The organism is Piscinibacter gummiphilus, assembly GCF_032681285.1.
Taxonomy (GTDB): Bacteria; Pseudomonadota; Gammaproteobacteria; order Burkholderiales; family Burkholderiaceae_C; genus Rhizobacter; species Rhizobacter gummiphilus_A.
The window spans coordinates 2,741,749-2,758,446 of sequence record NZ_CP136336.1; the positions used below are offsets into that span (position 1 = coordinate 2,741,749).

The window sequence follows — 16,698 nt, forward strand, 5'->3', positions numbered from 1 at the left end:
TGTCAGCGGGCCAGGCGATTGGCCTCGAGGCAATTGGGAGGGAACGGGAACCCGGCCTCAGGCAGCCGAGGCGCGGCCGCGCAAGTCGGGAAAGAAGCGCGGCGTGCGCGCGGCGTAAGCGTCGAACTCGGCGCCAAAACGCTTGCGCATCTCGCGTTCCTCCGTGATGGCAAGTCGCCCATACATGGCGACGAGGATCGGGAACATCACCAGCGTCAGCAGCGTGGGCCACTGGAAGAGGAAGCCCAGCAGGATCGCCACGAAGGCAACGTACTGCGGGTGTCGGATGCGGGCATAGGGTCCGGTCGTCGCCAACCGATTGGCACGCTGCGCCTGGTACAGCACGTTCCAGGCCGCGGACAGCAGGTAGAAACCGAGCCCGAGGAAGACGTAGCTCGCGATGTGCAGCACCCCGAAATGGGGGTCGCCCTTCTCGCCGAGCAGCGTTGACCAGAGGTGCCCGGTGTTGTGCGACATCAGGTCCAGGCTCGGGAACTTTGTCTGCAACCAGCCCGACATCAGGTAGATGGTGAGCGGAAATCCGTACATCTCGACGAATAGCGCGACAACGAAAGCTGCGAATGCGCCGAAGGTGCGCCAGTCGCGGCCGGTCTGCGGCTTGAAGAAGCTGAACGCGAACATCAGGAAGATGGCCGAATTGAGGATGACGAGCATCCACAACCCGTAGCCCGGTTGGTCGTGATTCATTTGCAGTTCTCCTTAGTGGTGGCGATGTGTCGCCTTGGAGCGCCCGTCAGGCTTGTTGGTGTCGGCGGTGTGATCGCTGGTTGTGCCCTCACCCTCATCGGCTCCACCGTGCCCGTGGCCGCGGTGCATGAAGATGTGCATCAGCGGGCAAGCCGCCAGCAGCAGGTAGGGCAAAACACCCAGGGTGTGGGCGCGGTGTTCAGTGAGCAGGAAGAAGAGGGCAATCGCAGCAAAGATCAGCAGTCCGATGCCGTAGCGACTGCTCCAGAAACTGCGCGCGGGGCGGTTTGGCTCGTGCGTGTCATGGTTCATGAAGGAACTCCTATGCGTTGTCCACGCGGTAGATCGATAGGTGGGGCCGGGGCTGCACAAAAGTGGTTCACTTGCCCGTCGTAGACGATGACATGGGCATGTGGTCCATCATCATTTGCATCATCGACATGCCCTCTTTCATGAGCTTCATGTGCTCGGCCATCAGGGCTTCGCGCTGTGCTGGAGTCTTCGCTCCGGCCATCTTTTCGTGCATCGCCTGCATGGCTTTCATGTGCTTGTCCATCATGGCCATGTCGGGCATGCCCATTGGTTTGCCGGCAACTGGCGGGGGCACTACCGCAGAGGCCGCATCGGCAGGGTGATGGGCTTTGTGCTGGTCGTCCTGAGCGAACGAAGTTGCGCATGCGGCTGCCACGGTGGCGGCGACGGCGAGGGAATGGAAACGGGTCATGGGAAGTCTCCTGGAAGGATGGGCACGCCCGGGCGTGCGTATGGCCGGCTGGGGGCCGATAGTGGATGTGTCGACGAGCCAAACGTCCGATGATGCAGTCCGTAGTCACCTACGGAGTCAATGCGGAGTCAGCGAATCGCAGCTACTCGGCGCACGTCGCAGCGTGTTGGAGCTACCCGCGACGGCTCGGGGAGCCGTGCGCTACAGCGCGAGACGGGAAAACCAAACCCTTGGAGGGGGCGAGGGCGGCGGAACCGCTGCGACGTGAGTGCGCCCCGGAGTGTCCGAAGCGCAGAGAAGATCGACAATCCACGCCTGGCTTGGCAGTGCGACAGCCTGCAGATCAGGCGTGTCAAGCTTGGGCTGTTGTTTCAGCAGGGTCTGCGAAGACTCGTCGCACGATCTTTGGCATGGGGCCTTGTCGAGGTGCGAGTCGTGATGATCCTGGTCGGCCGCGTGGGGATGCGGAGCGTCCAGTGCCGAATGATCAACCTGTGAAACGGTCGCGCCGCCATGGGCCTTGTCATCATGCGGCTCCGTCAGACACGCATTCGCCACACCTGACAGCAGCGCGAACACCCACACGAACAGCATCGTGAAGGCGATGCTGCGCTTGCGGTGGCGGCTGGCAATGAGGATGATCATGAATTGGGCTGGGTGTGGAAATCGCAGATTCCGTAGAGAAAGTTTCGTCGGATATTGCAGATAAGAGGTTGATTTGCATCAAGTCTGCTCTGGGGTCAACTACGGAATGCGGGGGTAGCATTCCTTCATGAAAAAAAAGACGGTCGTTGGCCTTCAGCCGTTGTACGGTCATTCTTCCTTGACCATTGGGCGACTCGCAAAGGCGGCGGGAGTGGGCGTGGAGACAGTCCGCTACTACCAGTCGCGCGGGCTTCTCCGCGTGCCGCCTGCCAGCGGCGCATTTCGCATCTATCCCTTGGCAGCAATCGACCGCATCGCGTTCATCAAGCGTGCGCAGTCGTTGGGCTTCTCTCTAGATGAGGTGCACAGCCTGCTGGACCTAGAGGACGGGCGCAATCGCCGTGCCATCCAATCGGTTACCCAAGCGCGGCTGGCGCAGATCGACGATAAGCTGGGGGAATTGAATCGCATGCGCGGAGTTCTGTCCGACTTGCTGAACCGCTGCAGACAGACCGGGCAGATGCATGTCTGCCCGATCATCGAGACACTCGCCGGCGCGAGGCCACCTACCTGATCGCGCCGACTCGCACGAGCAACCCTTGAAGTCGCTTGGGATGCGCCGGTTGAAAACCCTACACATTTGCGCGCGCCCCGCGCGTTATCGCAGCCAGTCGCCGCGCGCCTTGAGCGACGGTTGCTTCACGCAATGGACGAACAGATTGCCGCACTAGGCCGGGCACTGCTAGCAAGAGCGCGACAGTTCTCTGTCGATGTTGCGTCTTCGAAATCTGCTTCCCAGGGGTGGCAGCGACGTGTCTCCTGCGTTGACACGTGGGCACGCTTGCCAACCGGAGCAGTCGACGGAGGACCGTCGCCGGGATCGACCGGCCTTCGCAGCGGGCACTGGAAAGCAACTGAACAATGACTCAAGCCACCCTCAATTCAGGTGAACCTCGGTGAGGTCGCTGCAGGAGCGCGGGAGCGCCGCCGTGACAGCACCCCACCGCACGTTTCGTGGCGGCTATTCCTTGCATGCACCGATGCAATTCTTCGGCGTGGGCCAATGCGATGTTCTCACGTTGGCCTGCGGACAACTTTTGGCGCTTCTGGGAGCGTTGTTTGCTGAGCATGACCACCCTCGTCAACACAAAGGAACTCCCATGACCCACATTTCCGCTTCCGCCAAAACCGCGTCGATCCTCCTGGCCATCGCGCTGGGCCCTGGCATGGTCTTCGCCCAGACAGCCGGCCACGGTTCCGATCAGATGAAGAAATCGATGGAGTCGGGTATGAAGAGCATGCAGTCGATGTCCATGAGCGGCGACACCGACAAGGACTTCGCCATGATGATGAAGATGCACCACCAACAAGCCTTGGAGATGGCCAAGGTAGAGGCCGAGCACGGCAAGTCGCCCGAGCTCAAGACGATGGCCGCCAAGATCATCAAGGACCAGACCAAAGAGATCGAGCAGCTCGACAAGTGGATGATGAAGAACAAGTGACCCTTGGAGGGCGGCCGTCCGTCCAATCCTTGACGGCGCTCAATCTCGTGGGCAGCAAAGAGAACGTGCCGCCCGTTAGACTGACGGCATGACGCAGAACCGGGCACATCGGCGCTGGATCGCAAGCTTGCTTGCGGCCGTGCTGGTGTGCCTGCAGCTGGCCACTGCCGTCTATGCATGTGCGACTCCCGGCAGTGCCACCCAGAAGGTCGCCGTGATGCCCGAGATGCCGAACTGCCCCGGCATGACGGAGCTCGACGACCAGTCGCCCCAGCTCTGCAAGGCGCACTGCGACCGCGACAAGCTTTCGGTCAACACCTCCCCAGCGCTCGATCTCACCCCCACGCTCGCCGTCGACTGGCTGCTCAGCCAGCTGGTGGTGTGGCTCCCCGGTGCCTCCATCGAGGCGGACACGCTTCCGGCCGTGATGGCCGCTCACACCGGTCCTCCTCTTGGAGCGCCACCGGTGTATCTCGCCTTCCTCGTCCTCCGCAATTGATCCTTGAAGGACCGGATGTCGCTGCTCGCGCAGCGGCGCCCATTCATGCCTTCATGTCGTTGGATCTTGTGGAGAACCGAGATGTTGAACTTCGAAATGGTCGGGCGAGTGGCTCGGCCGAATGGCGCCGCCGATTTCCGTTGGCGAGTGGGTTTGCGTCTGGTCGCTGCCGCTGCCTTGGGGCTCACAACGAGCGCGTGGGCAACACCGCTCACGTTCCAAGACGCTTTGACCCTGGCGGAGCAGCGCTCGCCAATGCTGCAGGCCCGGCGCGCCGCCCTCGAGGGTGCGCAACAGAGCCGAACTGCGGCGGGACAGTTGCCAGATCCCAAGCTCGCCGTGGGCGTTGAGAACTACCCCGTGAGTGGTGCGGATCGATTCAGGTGGAACCGGGAGTCAATGACCATGCGGCGCATCGGTGTGATGCAGGAGGTGCCGAACGCGGCCAAACGCGCAGCTCAACGTGAGAGCGCCGACGCCAAAGCCGAGCGTGAGCGGGCCATGCTGGAGGCCGAGCGCTTGGCCGTGCAGCGCGAGACGGCTGTCGCATGGCTTGCCCAGCACCACGCCGAGCGCAAGCTCAAGCTCTTCGCTGCGCTGGAACGAGAGAACCAGGTTCTGCAGGACACGCTCGCCGCCCGCATCGCCGGTGGCAAGGCCATGCCGGCCGACGCGTTGATGGCCAGGCAGGAAGCGCTGGGTCTGGCCGAACGGCGCGACGAGTTGCAAGCCGCCGTCGATCAGGCGAGTGCTGCGCTCCAGAGGTGGACCGGCAGCGCGGGCGAAACAAGCGGGTCATCGCCCGTCATCCCGCTCGACACCACCAGCCTGCTGCAGCGCCTGGCTCGCCACGGTGAGCTGCTTCCCTCGACATCGATGCTGGAGATGGCCAAGGCGGAGATCGCCGAGGCACAAGCCTCACGCCGCGGCGACTGGGGCTGGGAGCTGGCCTACGCGAACAGGCACCGCGCCTATGGCGACATGGTGTCGTTCCAGCTGAGCTTCGACCTGCCGGTCTCGCCGGCGACACGCCAGGATCCGCAGATCGCCGCCAAGCGCAAAGAACTTGATCGCCTCGAGGCAGAGCGCGACGACGCGTTGAGGCGGGTGCGCGCAGAGCTGCAAAGCCAGATCTCGGAGCTGCAGCGACTGGAGCGTGCGTTGGAACGCCAGGTGTCCTCCGTCCTTCCTCTGCTGGGCGAACGCGTCCAGCTGACGCTGGTGAGCTACGAAGGCGGACGCACCGACCTCTCAAGCGTGCTGACGGCTCGCAAGGACGCTGCCGAAGCCCAGTGGCGTGCTTTGGATCTCGAAGCACAACTCATGAGCCAGCGCGCTCGACTTGCCTACCTGATCGCGGAGTGACCGCCATGAACAAGACCCTCAAGACCTCGCTCGTTGTGGCGATCCTGCTTTTGCTCGGCGCGGGGCTTGGCTACGCCATCGCCACTTGGCGCGGAACACAAGACCCGGCGGCCAACGGCGGCGCAACCCTATCGGCGGTGGGCGATGGCCGCAAGGTCCTCTACTGGTACGACCCCATGGTGCCGCAGCACAAGTTCGACAAGCCGGGCAAGTCGCCATTCATGGAGATGCAGCTCGTGCCCAAGTACGCCGACGAAGCGTCTGCGGGCGGCGTGGCAGTCGACCCGCGCGTTGCGCAAACGCTTGGCTGGCGCACCGCCACCGTGGAGAAACAGCGCATCGGTAGCAACACGGAGGCCGTCGCCACCGTGCAGCTCAACGACCGCGACGTGGCGGCTGTGCAAGCGCGCAGCGCCGGCTTCGTCCAGCAGGTAGGCCGCATCGCCCCGGGCGACGTGATCGCCCAGGGTGCGCTGATCGCGGAGCTCCTGGTGCCGGAATGGGTCGCAGCTCAGCAGGAGTTCCTGGCCGTACGCGCAACCGGTGATGCCGCGCTGACCAACGCTGCCCGGCAACGCCTGTCGCTGCTCGGAATGCCCGCGGCGACCATCCAGCAGGTGGAGCAAAGTGGCCGGGTGCAGTCGGCGGCGACGGTGCACGCGCCGATTGCAGGTTTAGTGCAGGAGCTCATGGTGCGGCCGGGCATGACCGTTTCCCAGGGTATGACGCTTGTTCGCATCAACGGGCTGGCCACGGTGTGGCTGGAGGCGGCGCTGCCGGAGACGCAGGCAGCGGCAGCCAAGCCGGGACAGCCAGTCGAAGTGCGGATGTCTGCGTTTCCCGGTGAGGCCTGGCAAGGCAAGGTGACGTCGATCCTTGCGCAGACCAATACCGACACGCGCACGCTCAAGGTCCGCATCGAGTTGCCAAACCCGAAAGGGCGGTTGCGCGCAGGCATGTTTGCCCAGGTCCGGTTTGCTGTCGATGAACAGGAAGCCCTTGTCGTCCCGAGCGACGCCGTAATCCGCACCGGGCAGAGAGCGGTGGTCTACGTGGTCAGCGCACCGGGGCGCTACCAGCCGGTCGAAGTGCGTGTGGGACGCGAGTTCGGCGACAAGCTAGAAGTGCTGCAGGGGCTGCAGCCTGGCCAGCAGGTGGTGGTGTCGGGCCAGTTCCTGATCGACTCAGAGGCCAGCATGCAGGGCGTGCTTCAGCGCCAGGCACCCGCCGCGTCTGCTGCCAGTCCTGCGAGCACTGCAGCAAGCAGCCAAGCGGCGTCCGCGTCATCTCCTGCCCAAACCACGCACGAGGGCACGGGCAAGGTGATTGCGGTGTCGACACAGGAGGTGACGCTGGACCATGGCCCCATCGCCTCGATACAGTGGCCGGCGATGCAGATGCCGTTCAAGCTGGCACGGCCCGAGCTGGGTCGTGGGCTCAAAGCCGGCGACCCGGTGCGCTTCAACTTCACGCAGTCGGGCGATGCTTATGTGGTCCAAAGCATTGAACGCGCAGGAGCCGCCAAATGATCGCCGCGCTGATCCGCTGGTCGGTGGGCAACCGGTTCCTGGTCCTGTTGGCCACGGTCTTTCTCGCGGTGGCCGGTGTGCTCTCGCTGCGCGCCACGCCAATTGATGCGCTGCCGGATCTGTCGGACGTGCAGGTGATCATCCGCACCAGCTACCCCGGCCAGGCGCCGCAGATCGTCGAGAACCAGGTCACCTATCCGCTGGCCACCACCATGCTGTCGGTGCCTGGTGCGAAGACGGTGCGTGCCTATTCGTTCTTCGGTGATTCGTTCGTCTACGTGCTGTTCGACGACAGCACCGACCTGTACTGGGCGCGCTCACGTGTGCTCGAGTACCTGAGCCAGGTGCAAAGCCGCCTGCCGGCGACCGCCAAGCCGTCACTCGGCCCTGATGCGTCGGGCGTCGGCTGGGTGTTCCAGTACGCGCTGGTGGACCGCAGCGGCCAGCATGACCTGGCGCAGCTTCGCGCGCTGCAGGACTGGTTCCTCAAGTTCGAACTGAAGTCGGTCGCCAACGTGGCCGAGGTGGCCACCGTGGGCGGCATGGTCAAGCAGTACCAGGTGGTGCTCGACCCGGCCAAGCTGACGGCGTATGGCATCACCCACGGCCAGGTGCGCGAGGCCTTGATGAACGCAAACCAGGAGACAGGCGGTGCGGTGCTGGAGATGGCCGAGGCCGAGTACATGGTGCGGGCGAGTGGATTCCTGAAGTCGTTGGCGGATTTCAAGGCGGTGCCGCTCGCCGTGCGTGGAGGTGTGCCGGTGCTGCTGGGTGATGTGGCCACCGTGCAGCTGGGCCCGGAGATGCGCCGCGGCATCACCGAACTCGATGGTGTCGGTGAAGCGGTGGGCGGCGTGGTGGTCCTGCGCAGCGGCAAGAATGCGCAGACCACGATCGCGGCCGTCAAGGAAAAGCTCGCGCAGCTTCAGTCCAGCCTGCCCAAGGGCGTGGAGATCATCCCCACCTACGACCGCAGCGCCTTGATCGAACGCGCCATCGAGAATCTCTCGATGAAGCTGCTGGAAGAGTTTGCGGTGGTGGCCGCCGTGTGTGCCATCTTCTTGTGGCACCTGCGCTCGGCCCTGGTGGCCATCATCTCGTTGCCGCTGGGCGTGATGGCGGCCTTCCTCGTGATGCAGTGGCAAGGGTTGAACGCCAACATCATGTCGCTCGGCGGTATTGCCATCGCCATCGGCGCGATGGTCGACGCAGCCGTGGTCATGATCGAAAACGCCCACAAGAAGATCGAGGCGTGGCAGCACGCCCACCCCTCCGACGAGCTGAAGGGAGAGGAGCGGTGGGAGGTGATCACGCAGGCGGCCATCGAAGTGGGACCGGCGCTGTTCTTCTCGCTGTTGATCATCACGCTTTCGTTCGTGCCGGTCTTCACGCTCGAAGCCCAGGAAGGCCGGCTCTTCGGGCCGCTGGCCTACACCAAGACCTACGCGATGGCGGCCGCGGCGGGGCTGTCGGTCACGCTGATCCCGGTGCTGATGGGCTACTGGATACGAGGCCGCATTCCGGATGAGCAGCGCAACCCATTGACCCGCGGCTTGATCGCCGTCTACCAGCCCGCGCTGAACTGGGTGCTGCGCTGGCCGAAGCTGACGCTCGTGGTTTCAGGCCTGGTGCTGGCGACGACGGTGTGGCCACTGATGCGGCTGGGTGGCGAGTTCCTGCCACCTCTGGACGAAGGTGATCTGCTGTACATGCCGACCGCACTGCCGGGCTTGTCGGCGCAGAAGGCGTCTGAGCTGCTGCAGCTGAGCGACCGCATGATCAAGACCGTGCCCGAGGTCGAGCGTGTGTTCGGCAAGGCCGGCCGTGCCGAGACGGCGACCGACCCGGCACCGCTGGAGATGTTCGAGACCACGGTGCAGCTCAAACCTCGCAGCCAGTGGCGACCGGGTATGACGCCGGAGAAGCTGGTCGAGGAGCTGGACCAGACCGTCAAGATCCCGGGGCTCACGAACATCTGGATCCCACCGATCCGCAACCGAATCGACATGCTCGCGACCGGCATCAAGAGCCCCATTGGGGTGAAGGTGTCAGGTGCCGACTTGCTGGCGATCGACCGGGCGACCGCGCAGGTGGAGCAAGCTGCCAAAGGTGTGCCGGGTGTCAGCTCGGCGCTGGCCGAGCGACTGACAGGCGGCCGTTACGTCGACGTCCAGATCGACCGCGCGGCAGCGGCGCGGTTCGGCCTGAACGTGAGCGACGTGCAGGCCGTGGTGGCCGGCGCCATCGGCGGTGAAAACATCGGCGAGACCGTCGAAGGCCTGGCGCGGTTCCCGATCAACCTGCGCTACCCGCGCGAGCTGCGCGACAGCCCTGAGAAGCTGCGCATGCTGCCGGTTCTGACGCCAGGCGGCCAGCAGATCACCCTCGGTACCGTCGCACGCATCTCGCTCACCGATGGACCGCCGATGCTCAAGAGCGAGAACGCACGCCCGTCAGGGTGGGTGTATGTGGACGTGCGCGACCGCGACATTGCCTCGGTGGTCGCCGACCTGCGGCAGGCAGTCGCCACGCAGGTCAAGCTCGAGCCCGGCATGAGCCTTGCCTATTCGGGGCAGTTCGAGTTCCTGGAACGCGCCAATGCGCGGCTCAAAGTGGTGGTGCCGGCCACGCTCGGCATCATCTTCGTGCTGCTGTACCTGACCTTCCGGCGAATTGAAGAAGCGGCCCTCATCATGGCCACGCTGCCTTTGGCCCTGACGGGCGGCGTGTGGTTCCTGTACGCGCTGGGCTACAACCTTTCGATCGCCACGGGGGTCGGCTTCATTGCCTTGGCAGGCGTTGCGGCCGAATTCGGCGTGGTGATGCTGCTGTACCTGAAGCATGCGCTGGAGGACCGCGTTCGCGCTGGTCAGCACCTGGACGTGGGCACGCTGCTCGATGCCATCCGCGAGGGCGCGGTGCTGCGGGTGCGACCGAAGGCAATGACGGTGGCGGTGATCCTGGCCGGCTTACTGCCGATCGTCTGGGGGAGCGGCACGGGTTCCGAAGTGATGAGCCGTATTGCCGCGCCCATGCTTGGCGGCATGGTCACGGCGCCTCTGCTGTCGCTCTTCGTGGTGCCCGCCGCCTTCCTGCTCATGCGACGGCGTACGGTGAATGTCGGCAGAACTTGAGGATTTCGTGCCGAAGCGTAGAGGTCTCCGTGCTCAGCCAAACGGAGAACTGTTCGGGGCTCAAGCCGTCTACTCGGTAGCGGCGGCTTCGCTCCCGAGTGTTGAGCTGAGCTTTTCGGCAATGGCATCGATGCTCGGAACGCCGCCGTAGAAAGCAATCCTGCCGTCGACCAGGAGCAGCGGGAAAGCTGCCAAGCCTTGGTTCTGGAACAGCGCGCCCAGCTGATTGCGGAAGTCGAGGGCGACGGCATTGATCGCGGCACCGGCATCTCGCAGTTGCTGGCGGGTACCGGTCAAGGTGCCAAAGGCGACCGGGCGTTGGAGGTTTGTACGCTCCAGTGCGCTGCCGAGATTGGCCGCCAGCTCCTCGTCTTTCGGTGTGCTCGTCGCATCACAGCAGGCTGCCGAGACGACGGCAACCGAGCCTCTGCTCAGCAATTCCTCCAGGCGGGCGCTGTCGCACCTCGTGGATGCAGAAGTCGGATTGAACAGTTGTTGCAATGCTTGCAGGCCAAACATGGGGGTCTCCTCAAAGTAGACGGGAAGCAACATCCAGCACGAGGCCGATCACCGTCGCGGACACGACGATGGCGACGACATGCCAGACGACCAAAGGCGCCCGGAAGAGCCGGACGAGAAGAATCATTTCGGGAATGCTGGTGCCAGCCGCCGACACGAGGAACGCTGCCACTGGCCCGATGCCCAGTCCCTTGTCCAACAAAGCGACCGCGATGGGCACCACCATGGCGGGGCTGACATAGAACGGCACGCCGACCAGCGCCATGGCTAGGACCAGCGCCCCGCCGGGCAGATTTGCCTGCAACTGGGCCAGCACCTCGTGCGGCATGTAGCCGTAGATGGCTGCGCCCGCCAGCACGCCGACGGCGAGGTACGGTGCTGAGGCCTTGAATTCAGCCCATGCGGATCGCGCAGCGAACTTCACCTTGGCGGCCAGAGGAACGCGGATGGGCTTGCCGTCAGCCACCTTCACCGCCCCGCCGACGCCCGGGTCAGGGAGTGCCTTTACGTAGCGACCCATTCCGATGCGGTCGAGCGCCACACCGAACGCGACGGAGAGGGCGAACGCCGTGACCCCGAACACTGCAGCCTGCGCGAAAGATTGATGGCGCAGCAGGACCAACAGCACCCCTTCGTTGATGACCGGCGAGGCGATGAGGAATGTGAAGCACACACCAAACCGCACGCGCGCCTGCAGCATTCCCGATAGAACGGGAACCGTTGAGCAAGAGCAGAAGGGCGTCACCGCGCCGGCCATGGCGGCCATCGCGGAGCCCGTCTCCAGTGAGGTCTTGCCCAATGCATTCGTCAGCCGTTGGCCGGCCGATTGCTGGATCATCGCGATGACGAATGCCACCGCGAAGAACAACACGGCTAGCAGCGCGCCTTCCCTGAAGACGAAACCCAGGGCGATGTCGAGCGCGCTCACCGTGCTTCCTTCGGCAAGATAGTGCTGCGCATTAGGAGCATGTCTTTGAGCTGGGGGCGGGCTCCATCCCGGAGGCCAACTTCTCCGCTGAACGCCAACGGATTGCTGAAGGTGCCGAACAGCATGTCCCAGAGCGGCAGCTCAGAGAAGTTATGGCCTTCGTCGTTGACGGCGTGGTGAACGCAGTGCGACTCGGGGCGCTGCACGAAGTAGCCCAACACCCGCGGAGTCTGGACATTCCAATGCTGGAAGAGGCTCAACATCGCCACGATGGTGTTGACCAGACTCGCTGCAAGCGGCGTCAAGCCGAGCAGGAAGGAGGCGACCACCGTGCTCATGGCCACCTTGAGCAGCACCTCCAATGGGTGGGCAAAGTAGGCGCCGGCCATGTCCACCCGGGCGGGGCTGTGGTGAAGCTGGTGGGTAGCGCGCCATAGCCAGCCGTAGCGGTGTTCGGCCCGGTGCAGCCAGTACCCCGCGAAGGTCGTGGTCAGCAACCCGAGTGGTGTCGCCCACAGACCGAGAGTGCGCAGGTCGAGCAGGCTGTGCGCGGAAAGCGTTCCTGCGGGAATGAGCAGCGGAGCCAGCCCGCCGATCAGCAAGGTCAGAATGAAAAAGGCCGCACCCAGCCATTTCCATCTGTGCACGTGGGTGAACTGCCGTGCGGGCCTGGCGGCTTCGATGATGAGCATGGCGACAAAGAGCAAAGGGACGCTGAGCCCCAGCAAGGATTCGGTTTTCATGGCTACTTGTGTATAGGTGCACCCATATGCACATAAAGGGGAAACGATTGACCCACGCATCACACCTTACGGTTCAGCGCCCTCGCCCGGGGCAGCACATGGGAACGATGGCTTCGAGCGCAGAGGTCACTTGCGACATCCGGTCGACAACGGCAGGCCCATCAATTTCGTAGAAGGTGTGGCGCCCCTCCACTTGCGAAGTCAGCAGGCCAGCACGCTCCATGAGCTGCAGATGCCGAGCAATCACCGAGCGGTCTTGCGGCATCTCTTCAGCAATGGTGTTCACGTCGGCTCGCCCTTTGAGGATGAGCTGGCGCAGGATCTCAACCCTCACCGGTTCGCAAAGTGCTCGGAAGAAGCCGGTGTCCAGCATGGCGACGCATGCATCAGCAATCTGTTCCCGCGATTTCGACTTGACCATGCTAGAAGCATATGTGCGCTGATATGCACATGTCAATGTGTTTGTGGCCCCTCACTGAGGACTGTTTCCCTCACTCCCGCCAGAAAAGCACTCTGACCGAACATGGATGTGCATCTGCTGGGGGCTCGGTCGTGACGCGTGCCTGCGTGGACCTCGTCTCAAGCTTCTTCATCTGTCAGGGTCTGCCGTACAGCGCACCGACGGTTGATCGGTAGCTGCCCATGCGGGTGACGACAGTACGACTGCGCTCACCACGGCGGCTGTGACTTTTGCGTACATCATGAAGGCTCTATCTGTTGATGGAGACTTCTCGGTGGCGAGGCGATGCTTTCCGAAAGAGAACGCCTACATGACAACTCTGTCACTCAGCCCAGGATGTGCACGAGGCTTGTTCGGGCAACAAACGCACCGCACTCATCCGGCACGAAATCGCACGTTGCCGCTTGACCCTATAGCGGGTTCAGGGTTTCCAATGCCAACAACCCAAGCCGTTACTTGGCCGTGACCGATGTCCCAGCTTTGCAACGGGTGAGCCCCACAACTTCAAAGTTCGACCTCTATACTCCGCCGCCATGCGTCGCTGGTTGACCATCCTGCTGCTTATCATGTTGCCGTTCCAGTTCACCTGGGCTGCGGCTGCGTCGTATTGCCAGCACGAAACGGCGCCCGAGACGCAACACATCGGTCACCACCAGCACGAGCACAAGACTGCGTCGGATGCCGGCAAGGTCGAGACCGATGCGCAGGACGCCAAGAGCGCCAAGCTCATGGCCGACAACGACTGCGGCTACTGCCACTTGAACGCCGCCAAGTCGGTGCAACTGCAAGCCCTCGAGGTTCCTGCCTTGAAGGGTCCCGCAGTTCAGCACGCCGCGGTCCAGCCGCTGCCCACGCGCGATCCGGAGCGTCACGAACGCCCCAATTGGCGCCTCGCCTGATTCGGCGAGCGCACCAATTTCCAGGCAAGACTTTCTCCTGACCTGATCACCGCTGCTCTCGTCGAATCCTTCCGGCTGCCTTAGCAACCTCTGGAGTATTCGATGCGCAGAACCTGCGTGCCGCTTCTGTGTGCGGCACTGATCACCCCCATTGCACATGGCCAGGCCACGACGCCTGCGACCAGTCCATCCCTTCAACCTTCCCCGGCCGCGAGCGCTCCAGCCGCGGCGGCCTCCACCGCCAGTGCCGGCCTTTCGCTGGACGCTGCGGTGCAAACCGCGCTGCGCCAGAACCCGTTGCTGCGCGCTGCCGAAGCCGATGTCGCGGCGAGTCGCGGTGCGATCGACCAAGCCGGTGTGCTGCCCAATCCGTCGCTTGGGGTCGACCAAGAAGACACCCGTCGCGAGACGCGCACAACCACCGTCATGCTGAGCCAGGCCTTCGAACTGGGAGGCAAACGCGCTGCTCGGGTCGAACTGGCTCGCAGCGGCCGCGACTTGGCCATGGCCGACCTCGCAGCCCGCCAGGCCGACGTCCGAGCCGGCACCATCCAGGCCTTTTTCGACGCGCTGATCGCGCAGGAACGGGTCAAGGTCGCCGAGGAATCCTTGGGCATCGCCGCAAGCGGCAGTGCCGCCGCGTCCCGTCGGGTCACCGCTGGCAAGGTCTCACCCATCGAAGAGACGCGCGCTCGGGTGGCCGAGGCCACGTCGCGCATCGAGCTCCGCCAGGCGCAGGCCGACCGCCAGTCTGCGCTGCGTGCCTTGAGCCTGGTGATGGGCGTCGCTGAAGGCGCCGTGAGCCAGTTGGACGGTCGCGCAGACACCTTGCCGACGCCACCCACTGCTGAGGCGGTCGCTCAGCGTCTGTCGCAGGCACCAGCGGTGCGTCGTGCGCAGAGTGAAGTGCAGCGTGCCAACGCGGCCTACGAGCTGGAGCGAGCACGCCGCGTGCCCGATGTCACCGTCAGTTTGGGCGCCAAACGCGCCGCCGAGATCGGTCGCAACCAGCCCATGATCGGCGTGTCGATTCCGCTGCCGCTCTTCGACTCCAACAAGGGTGCACAGCTCGAGACGCTTCGCCGCCGAGACGCCGCGCAGGCGCTGGCGGAATCCGAAGAAAGGCGCATCCGCTCCGAAGTGCTGCAGACCGTCGACCAGTTGCAGGCACGCGCCAGCGAGGCGCAGACGCTGCGCCAAGACGTACTGCCTGGCGCCCAGAGCGCCTACGAGGCGGCCAGCCGCGGCTTCGAGCTCGGCAAGTTCAGCTTCCTGGAGGTGCTGGACGCCCAGCGCACTTGGCTGCAAGCCCGCACGCAGTACCTGCAGTCGCTTGCTGAAGTGCATCGCGCCACCGCAGAGCTCGAGCGCCGCCTTGGCAGCCCCAACGATCGCCCGAGCACGGGCACCCAACAGTGAGATTGAAGATGGACACCAAGACGAATCTGGTCGAGCGCATGCGTGACAGCGTGGGCAAGAAGCAGCTAATCGCGATTGCGGCGGTGCTGGCGTTGGGCGGCCTGGGCGCCGTGGCGATCCTCAACACCGATCGCGCCAAACCAGCCGCCGAAGAAGGCCATGGGCATGGCCACAATGAGGCCAAAGGCCACGGCGACGGCGAGCACCACGGCGAGAAGGCCAAGGATGGGCACGATCACTCCTCTGGCCATGCCGACAACGAGCACCACGAGGAAGCCAAGAAGGGGTCACACGGCGGCGAGATGCTGACCGAGGGTGACTTCGGGGTCGAACTGCTGCTTGCCGAGGAAGGCGGCGTGCCTCGCATGAAGCTGTGGCTCTACCAGGGTGGCAAGGCCACGGCTCCGACCGCCGGCACCGTCACTGGTGAGCTGACGCGCCCGGGCGGCGAAGTGGAAAAAGTCACCTTCAAAGTCGAGAAGGACGCGCTGGTCAGCACCCAGCCGGTCGCTGAGCCCCACATGTTCGAAGGCACGCTGGCCGTGCAGACGCCCAAGGAACCGTTCCTCTTCACTTTCTCTCAGCGCGAAGGTGTGATTGCCTTGTCGCCCGAGCAGTTGAAGGCCGCCGGCGTGGGCATGGACGCCGCAGCACCCGCCACGATCCGCTCAACGCTGCAGCTCCCCGGCGAGATCCGCTTCAACGAAGACCGCACCGCGCACGTTGTGCCGCGTGTGGCTGGGGTCGTCGAGGCCGTGCCGGTCTCGCTCGGCCAGCAGGTCCGCAAAGGCCAGGTGATGGCCGTGGTGAGCAGCCCGGCGATCTCCGAGCAACGTTCTGAGCTGCAAGCGGCAATGACCCGCGAGAAGCTCGCGCGATCGACCTACGAGCGCGAGAAGAAGCTCTTCGAGGAAAAGATCTCTCCGCAGCAGGATGTGCTGCAGGCCGAGAACGCGCTGCGCGAAGCCGAGATCGCGGTCAATAACGCACGCCAGAAGCTGCAGGCCGTCGGTGCCGGGCCCGGCACAGGCAGCCTGAACCGCTTCGAACTGCGTGCGCCGTTCGACGGCACCGTGGTCGAAAAGCACATCTCGCTCGGCGAGCAGGTCAAGGAAGACGCACAGGTCTTCACCATCTCCGACCTGCGTGTGGTCTGGGCACAGATCAACGTGCCCGCCAAGGATCTGCCGCAGGTGCGTGTCGGCGAGCGTGTGACCATCCGCTCGACGGCCTTCGACCAGACGGCCAGCGGCACGGTCGCCTACGTCGGCTCACTCCTCGGTGAACAGACCCGCACGGCGCAGGCGCGTGTCGCGGTCCAGAACCCCAGCGCAATCTGGCGCCCAGGACTCTTTGTCAACGTGGAGATGAGCGCCAGCGAAGCCGCCGCGCCCATCACCGTCTCGGCTGACGCCATCCAGACCATGGGAGACAAGACCGTCGTCTTCCTGCAGACGCAAGGTGGCTTCTTCGCCCAGCCGGTGCAGACCGGTCGCAGCGACGGCAAGCGCGTCGAGATCCTCAAGGGGTTGAAGCCGGGTGCCCGCTACGCCAGCACTGGCAGCTTCGTCGTCAAGTCCGAAGCCGGCAAGTCGTCGGCGACGCACACCCACTGAACGGCAAT

General features: G+C 64.2%; 17 protein-coding genes. 9 read left to right on the plus strand and 8 right to left on the minus strand.

The genetic code is table 11. The annotated features are described in order from the left end of the window. Window positions 1-57: 57 nt before the first annotated feature. From RXV79_RS12870 to RXV79_RS12885, 4 genes are all read right to left on the minus strand, one after another. Window positions 58-708 (minus strand): methyltransferase family protein, encoded by a 651-nt coding sequence (locus RXV79_RS12870; RefSeq protein WP_257824181.1) that lies wholly within the window; start codon window positions 706-708, stop codon window positions 58-60. A 12-nt stretch (window positions 709-720) separates the two neighbouring features. Then, window positions 721-1,020 carry a DUF2933 domain-containing protein gene (locus RXV79_RS12875; RefSeq protein WP_257824179.1) on the minus strand — a complete coding sequence of 100 codons (300 nt, stop codon included), beginning with the start codon at window positions 1,018-1,020 and terminating at the stop codon, window positions 721-723. A gap of 67 nt (window positions 1,021-1,087) precedes the next feature. Then, entirely contained in the window at window positions 1,088-1,432 is a 345-nt protein-coding gene (locus tag RXV79_RS12880) for a hypothetical protein (protein WP_316703842.1), read from the minus strand. Window positions 1,433-1,633: 201 nt separating this feature from the next. Continuing rightward, on the minus strand, window positions 1,634-2,077 hold the full coding sequence (locus RXV79_RS12885) for a hypothetical protein (protein ID WP_316703844.1): 444 nt from the start codon (window positions 2,075-2,077) through the stop codon (window positions 1,634-1,636). A 127-nt stretch (window positions 2,078-2,204) separates the two neighbouring features. On the opposite strand from RXV79_RS12885, the gene RXV79_RS12890 reads away from it, so the two are divergent. The 6 genes from RXV79_RS12890 (at window position 2,205) to RXV79_RS12915 (ending at window position 10,106) form a co-directional block, all read left to right on the plus strand. Further along, the gene (locus RXV79_RS12890) at window positions 2,205-2,651 is read left to right on the plus strand and encodes a MerR family transcriptional regulator (RefSeq protein ID WP_316703846.1); all 447 of its coding nucleotides are present in this window, start codon (window positions 2,205-2,207) and stop codon (window positions 2,649-2,651) included. 415 nt (window positions 2,652-3,066) lie between these two features. Then, complete coding sequence (locus tag RXV79_RS12895; protein ID WP_316703848.1) at window positions 3,067-3,579, plus strand: DUF305 domain-containing protein; 513 nt, start codon at window positions 3,067-3,069, stop codon at window positions 3,577-3,579. Window positions 3,580-3,667: 88 nt separating this feature from the next. Next, window positions 3,668-4,078: a hypothetical protein gene (locus RXV79_RS12900; protein ID WP_316703851.1), complete on the plus strand. Its 411-nt coding sequence runs from the start codon at window positions 3,668-3,670 to the stop codon at window positions 4,076-4,078. Window positions 4,079-4,159: 81 nt separating this feature from the next. Next, window positions 4,160-5,443 (plus strand): TolC family protein, encoded by a 1,284-nt coding sequence (locus tag RXV79_RS12905; RefSeq protein ID WP_316703853.1) that lies wholly within the window; start codon window positions 4,160-4,162, stop codon window positions 5,441-5,443. Window positions 5,444-5,448: 5 nt separating this feature from the next. After that, window positions 5,449-6,972 carry an efflux RND transporter periplasmic adaptor subunit gene (locus RXV79_RS12910; protein ID WP_316703855.1) on the plus strand — a complete coding sequence of 508 codons (1,524 nt, stop codon included), beginning with the start codon at window positions 5,449-5,451 and terminating at the stop codon, window positions 6,970-6,972. Then, a complete protein-coding gene (locus RXV79_RS12915; protein WP_316703857.1) occupies window positions 6,969-10,106 on the plus strand; it encodes an efflux RND transporter permease subunit in 3,138 nt (1,045 codons plus the stop codon). Before RXV79_RS12910 ends, RXV79_RS12915 begins: the two co-directional genes overlap by 4 nt. A gap of 69 nt (window positions 10,107-10,175) precedes the next feature. Here the strand turns inward: RXV79_RS12915 and RXV79_RS12920 are convergent, their stop codons facing one another. The 4 genes from RXV79_RS12920 to RXV79_RS12935 all read right to left on the minus strand — a co-directional run bounded on the left by RXV79_RS12920 (window position 10,176) and on the right by RXV79_RS12935 (window position 12,717). After that, a complete protein-coding gene (locus RXV79_RS12920; RefSeq protein WP_316703859.1) occupies window positions 10,176-10,625 on the minus strand; it encodes a hypothetical protein in 450 nt (149 codons plus the stop codon). A gap of 10 nt (window positions 10,626-10,635) precedes the next feature. Continuing rightward, the gene (locus RXV79_RS12925) at window positions 10,636-11,553 is read right to left on the minus strand and encodes a permease (RefSeq protein WP_316703863.1); all 918 of its coding nucleotides are present in this window, start codon (window positions 11,551-11,553) and stop codon (window positions 10,636-10,638) included. Next, entirely contained in the window at window positions 11,550-12,296 is a 747-nt protein-coding gene (locus RXV79_RS12930; RefSeq protein WP_316703865.1) for a sterol desaturase family protein, read from the minus strand. The genes RXV79_RS12925 and RXV79_RS12930 overlap by 4 nt, the downstream gene beginning before the upstream one ends. Before the next feature lie 73 nt (window positions 12,297-12,369). Further along, window positions 12,370-12,717 (minus strand): ArsR/SmtB family transcription factor, encoded by a 348-nt coding sequence (locus tag RXV79_RS12935; RefSeq protein ID WP_316703867.1) that lies wholly within the window; start codon window positions 12,715-12,717, stop codon window positions 12,370-12,372. Between the two features lie 572 nt (window positions 12,718-13,289). On the opposite strand from RXV79_RS12935, the gene czcI reads away from it, so the two are divergent. The 3 genes from czcI to RXV79_RS12950 all read left to right on the plus strand — a co-directional run bounded on the left by czcI (window position 13,290) and on the right by RXV79_RS12950 (window position 16,690). Continuing rightward, the gene (gene czcI, locus RXV79_RS12940) at window positions 13,290-13,655 is read left to right on the plus strand and encodes a cation efflux protein, CzcI family (protein ID WP_316703869.1); all 366 of its coding nucleotides are present in this window, start codon (window positions 13,290-13,292) and stop codon (window positions 13,653-13,655) included. A 102-nt stretch (window positions 13,656-13,757) separates the two neighbouring features. Beyond that, complete coding sequence (locus tag RXV79_RS12945; protein WP_316703871.1) at window positions 13,758-15,074, plus strand: TolC family protein; 1,317 nt, start codon at window positions 13,758-13,760, stop codon at window positions 15,072-15,074. 8 nt (window positions 15,075-15,082) lie between these two features. Next, on the plus strand, window positions 15,083-16,690 hold the full coding sequence (locus tag RXV79_RS12950) for an efflux RND transporter periplasmic adaptor subunit (RefSeq protein ID WP_316703873.1): 1,608 nt from the start codon (window positions 15,083-15,085) through the stop codon (window positions 16,688-16,690). Window positions 16,691-16,698: the final 8 nt, after the last annotated feature.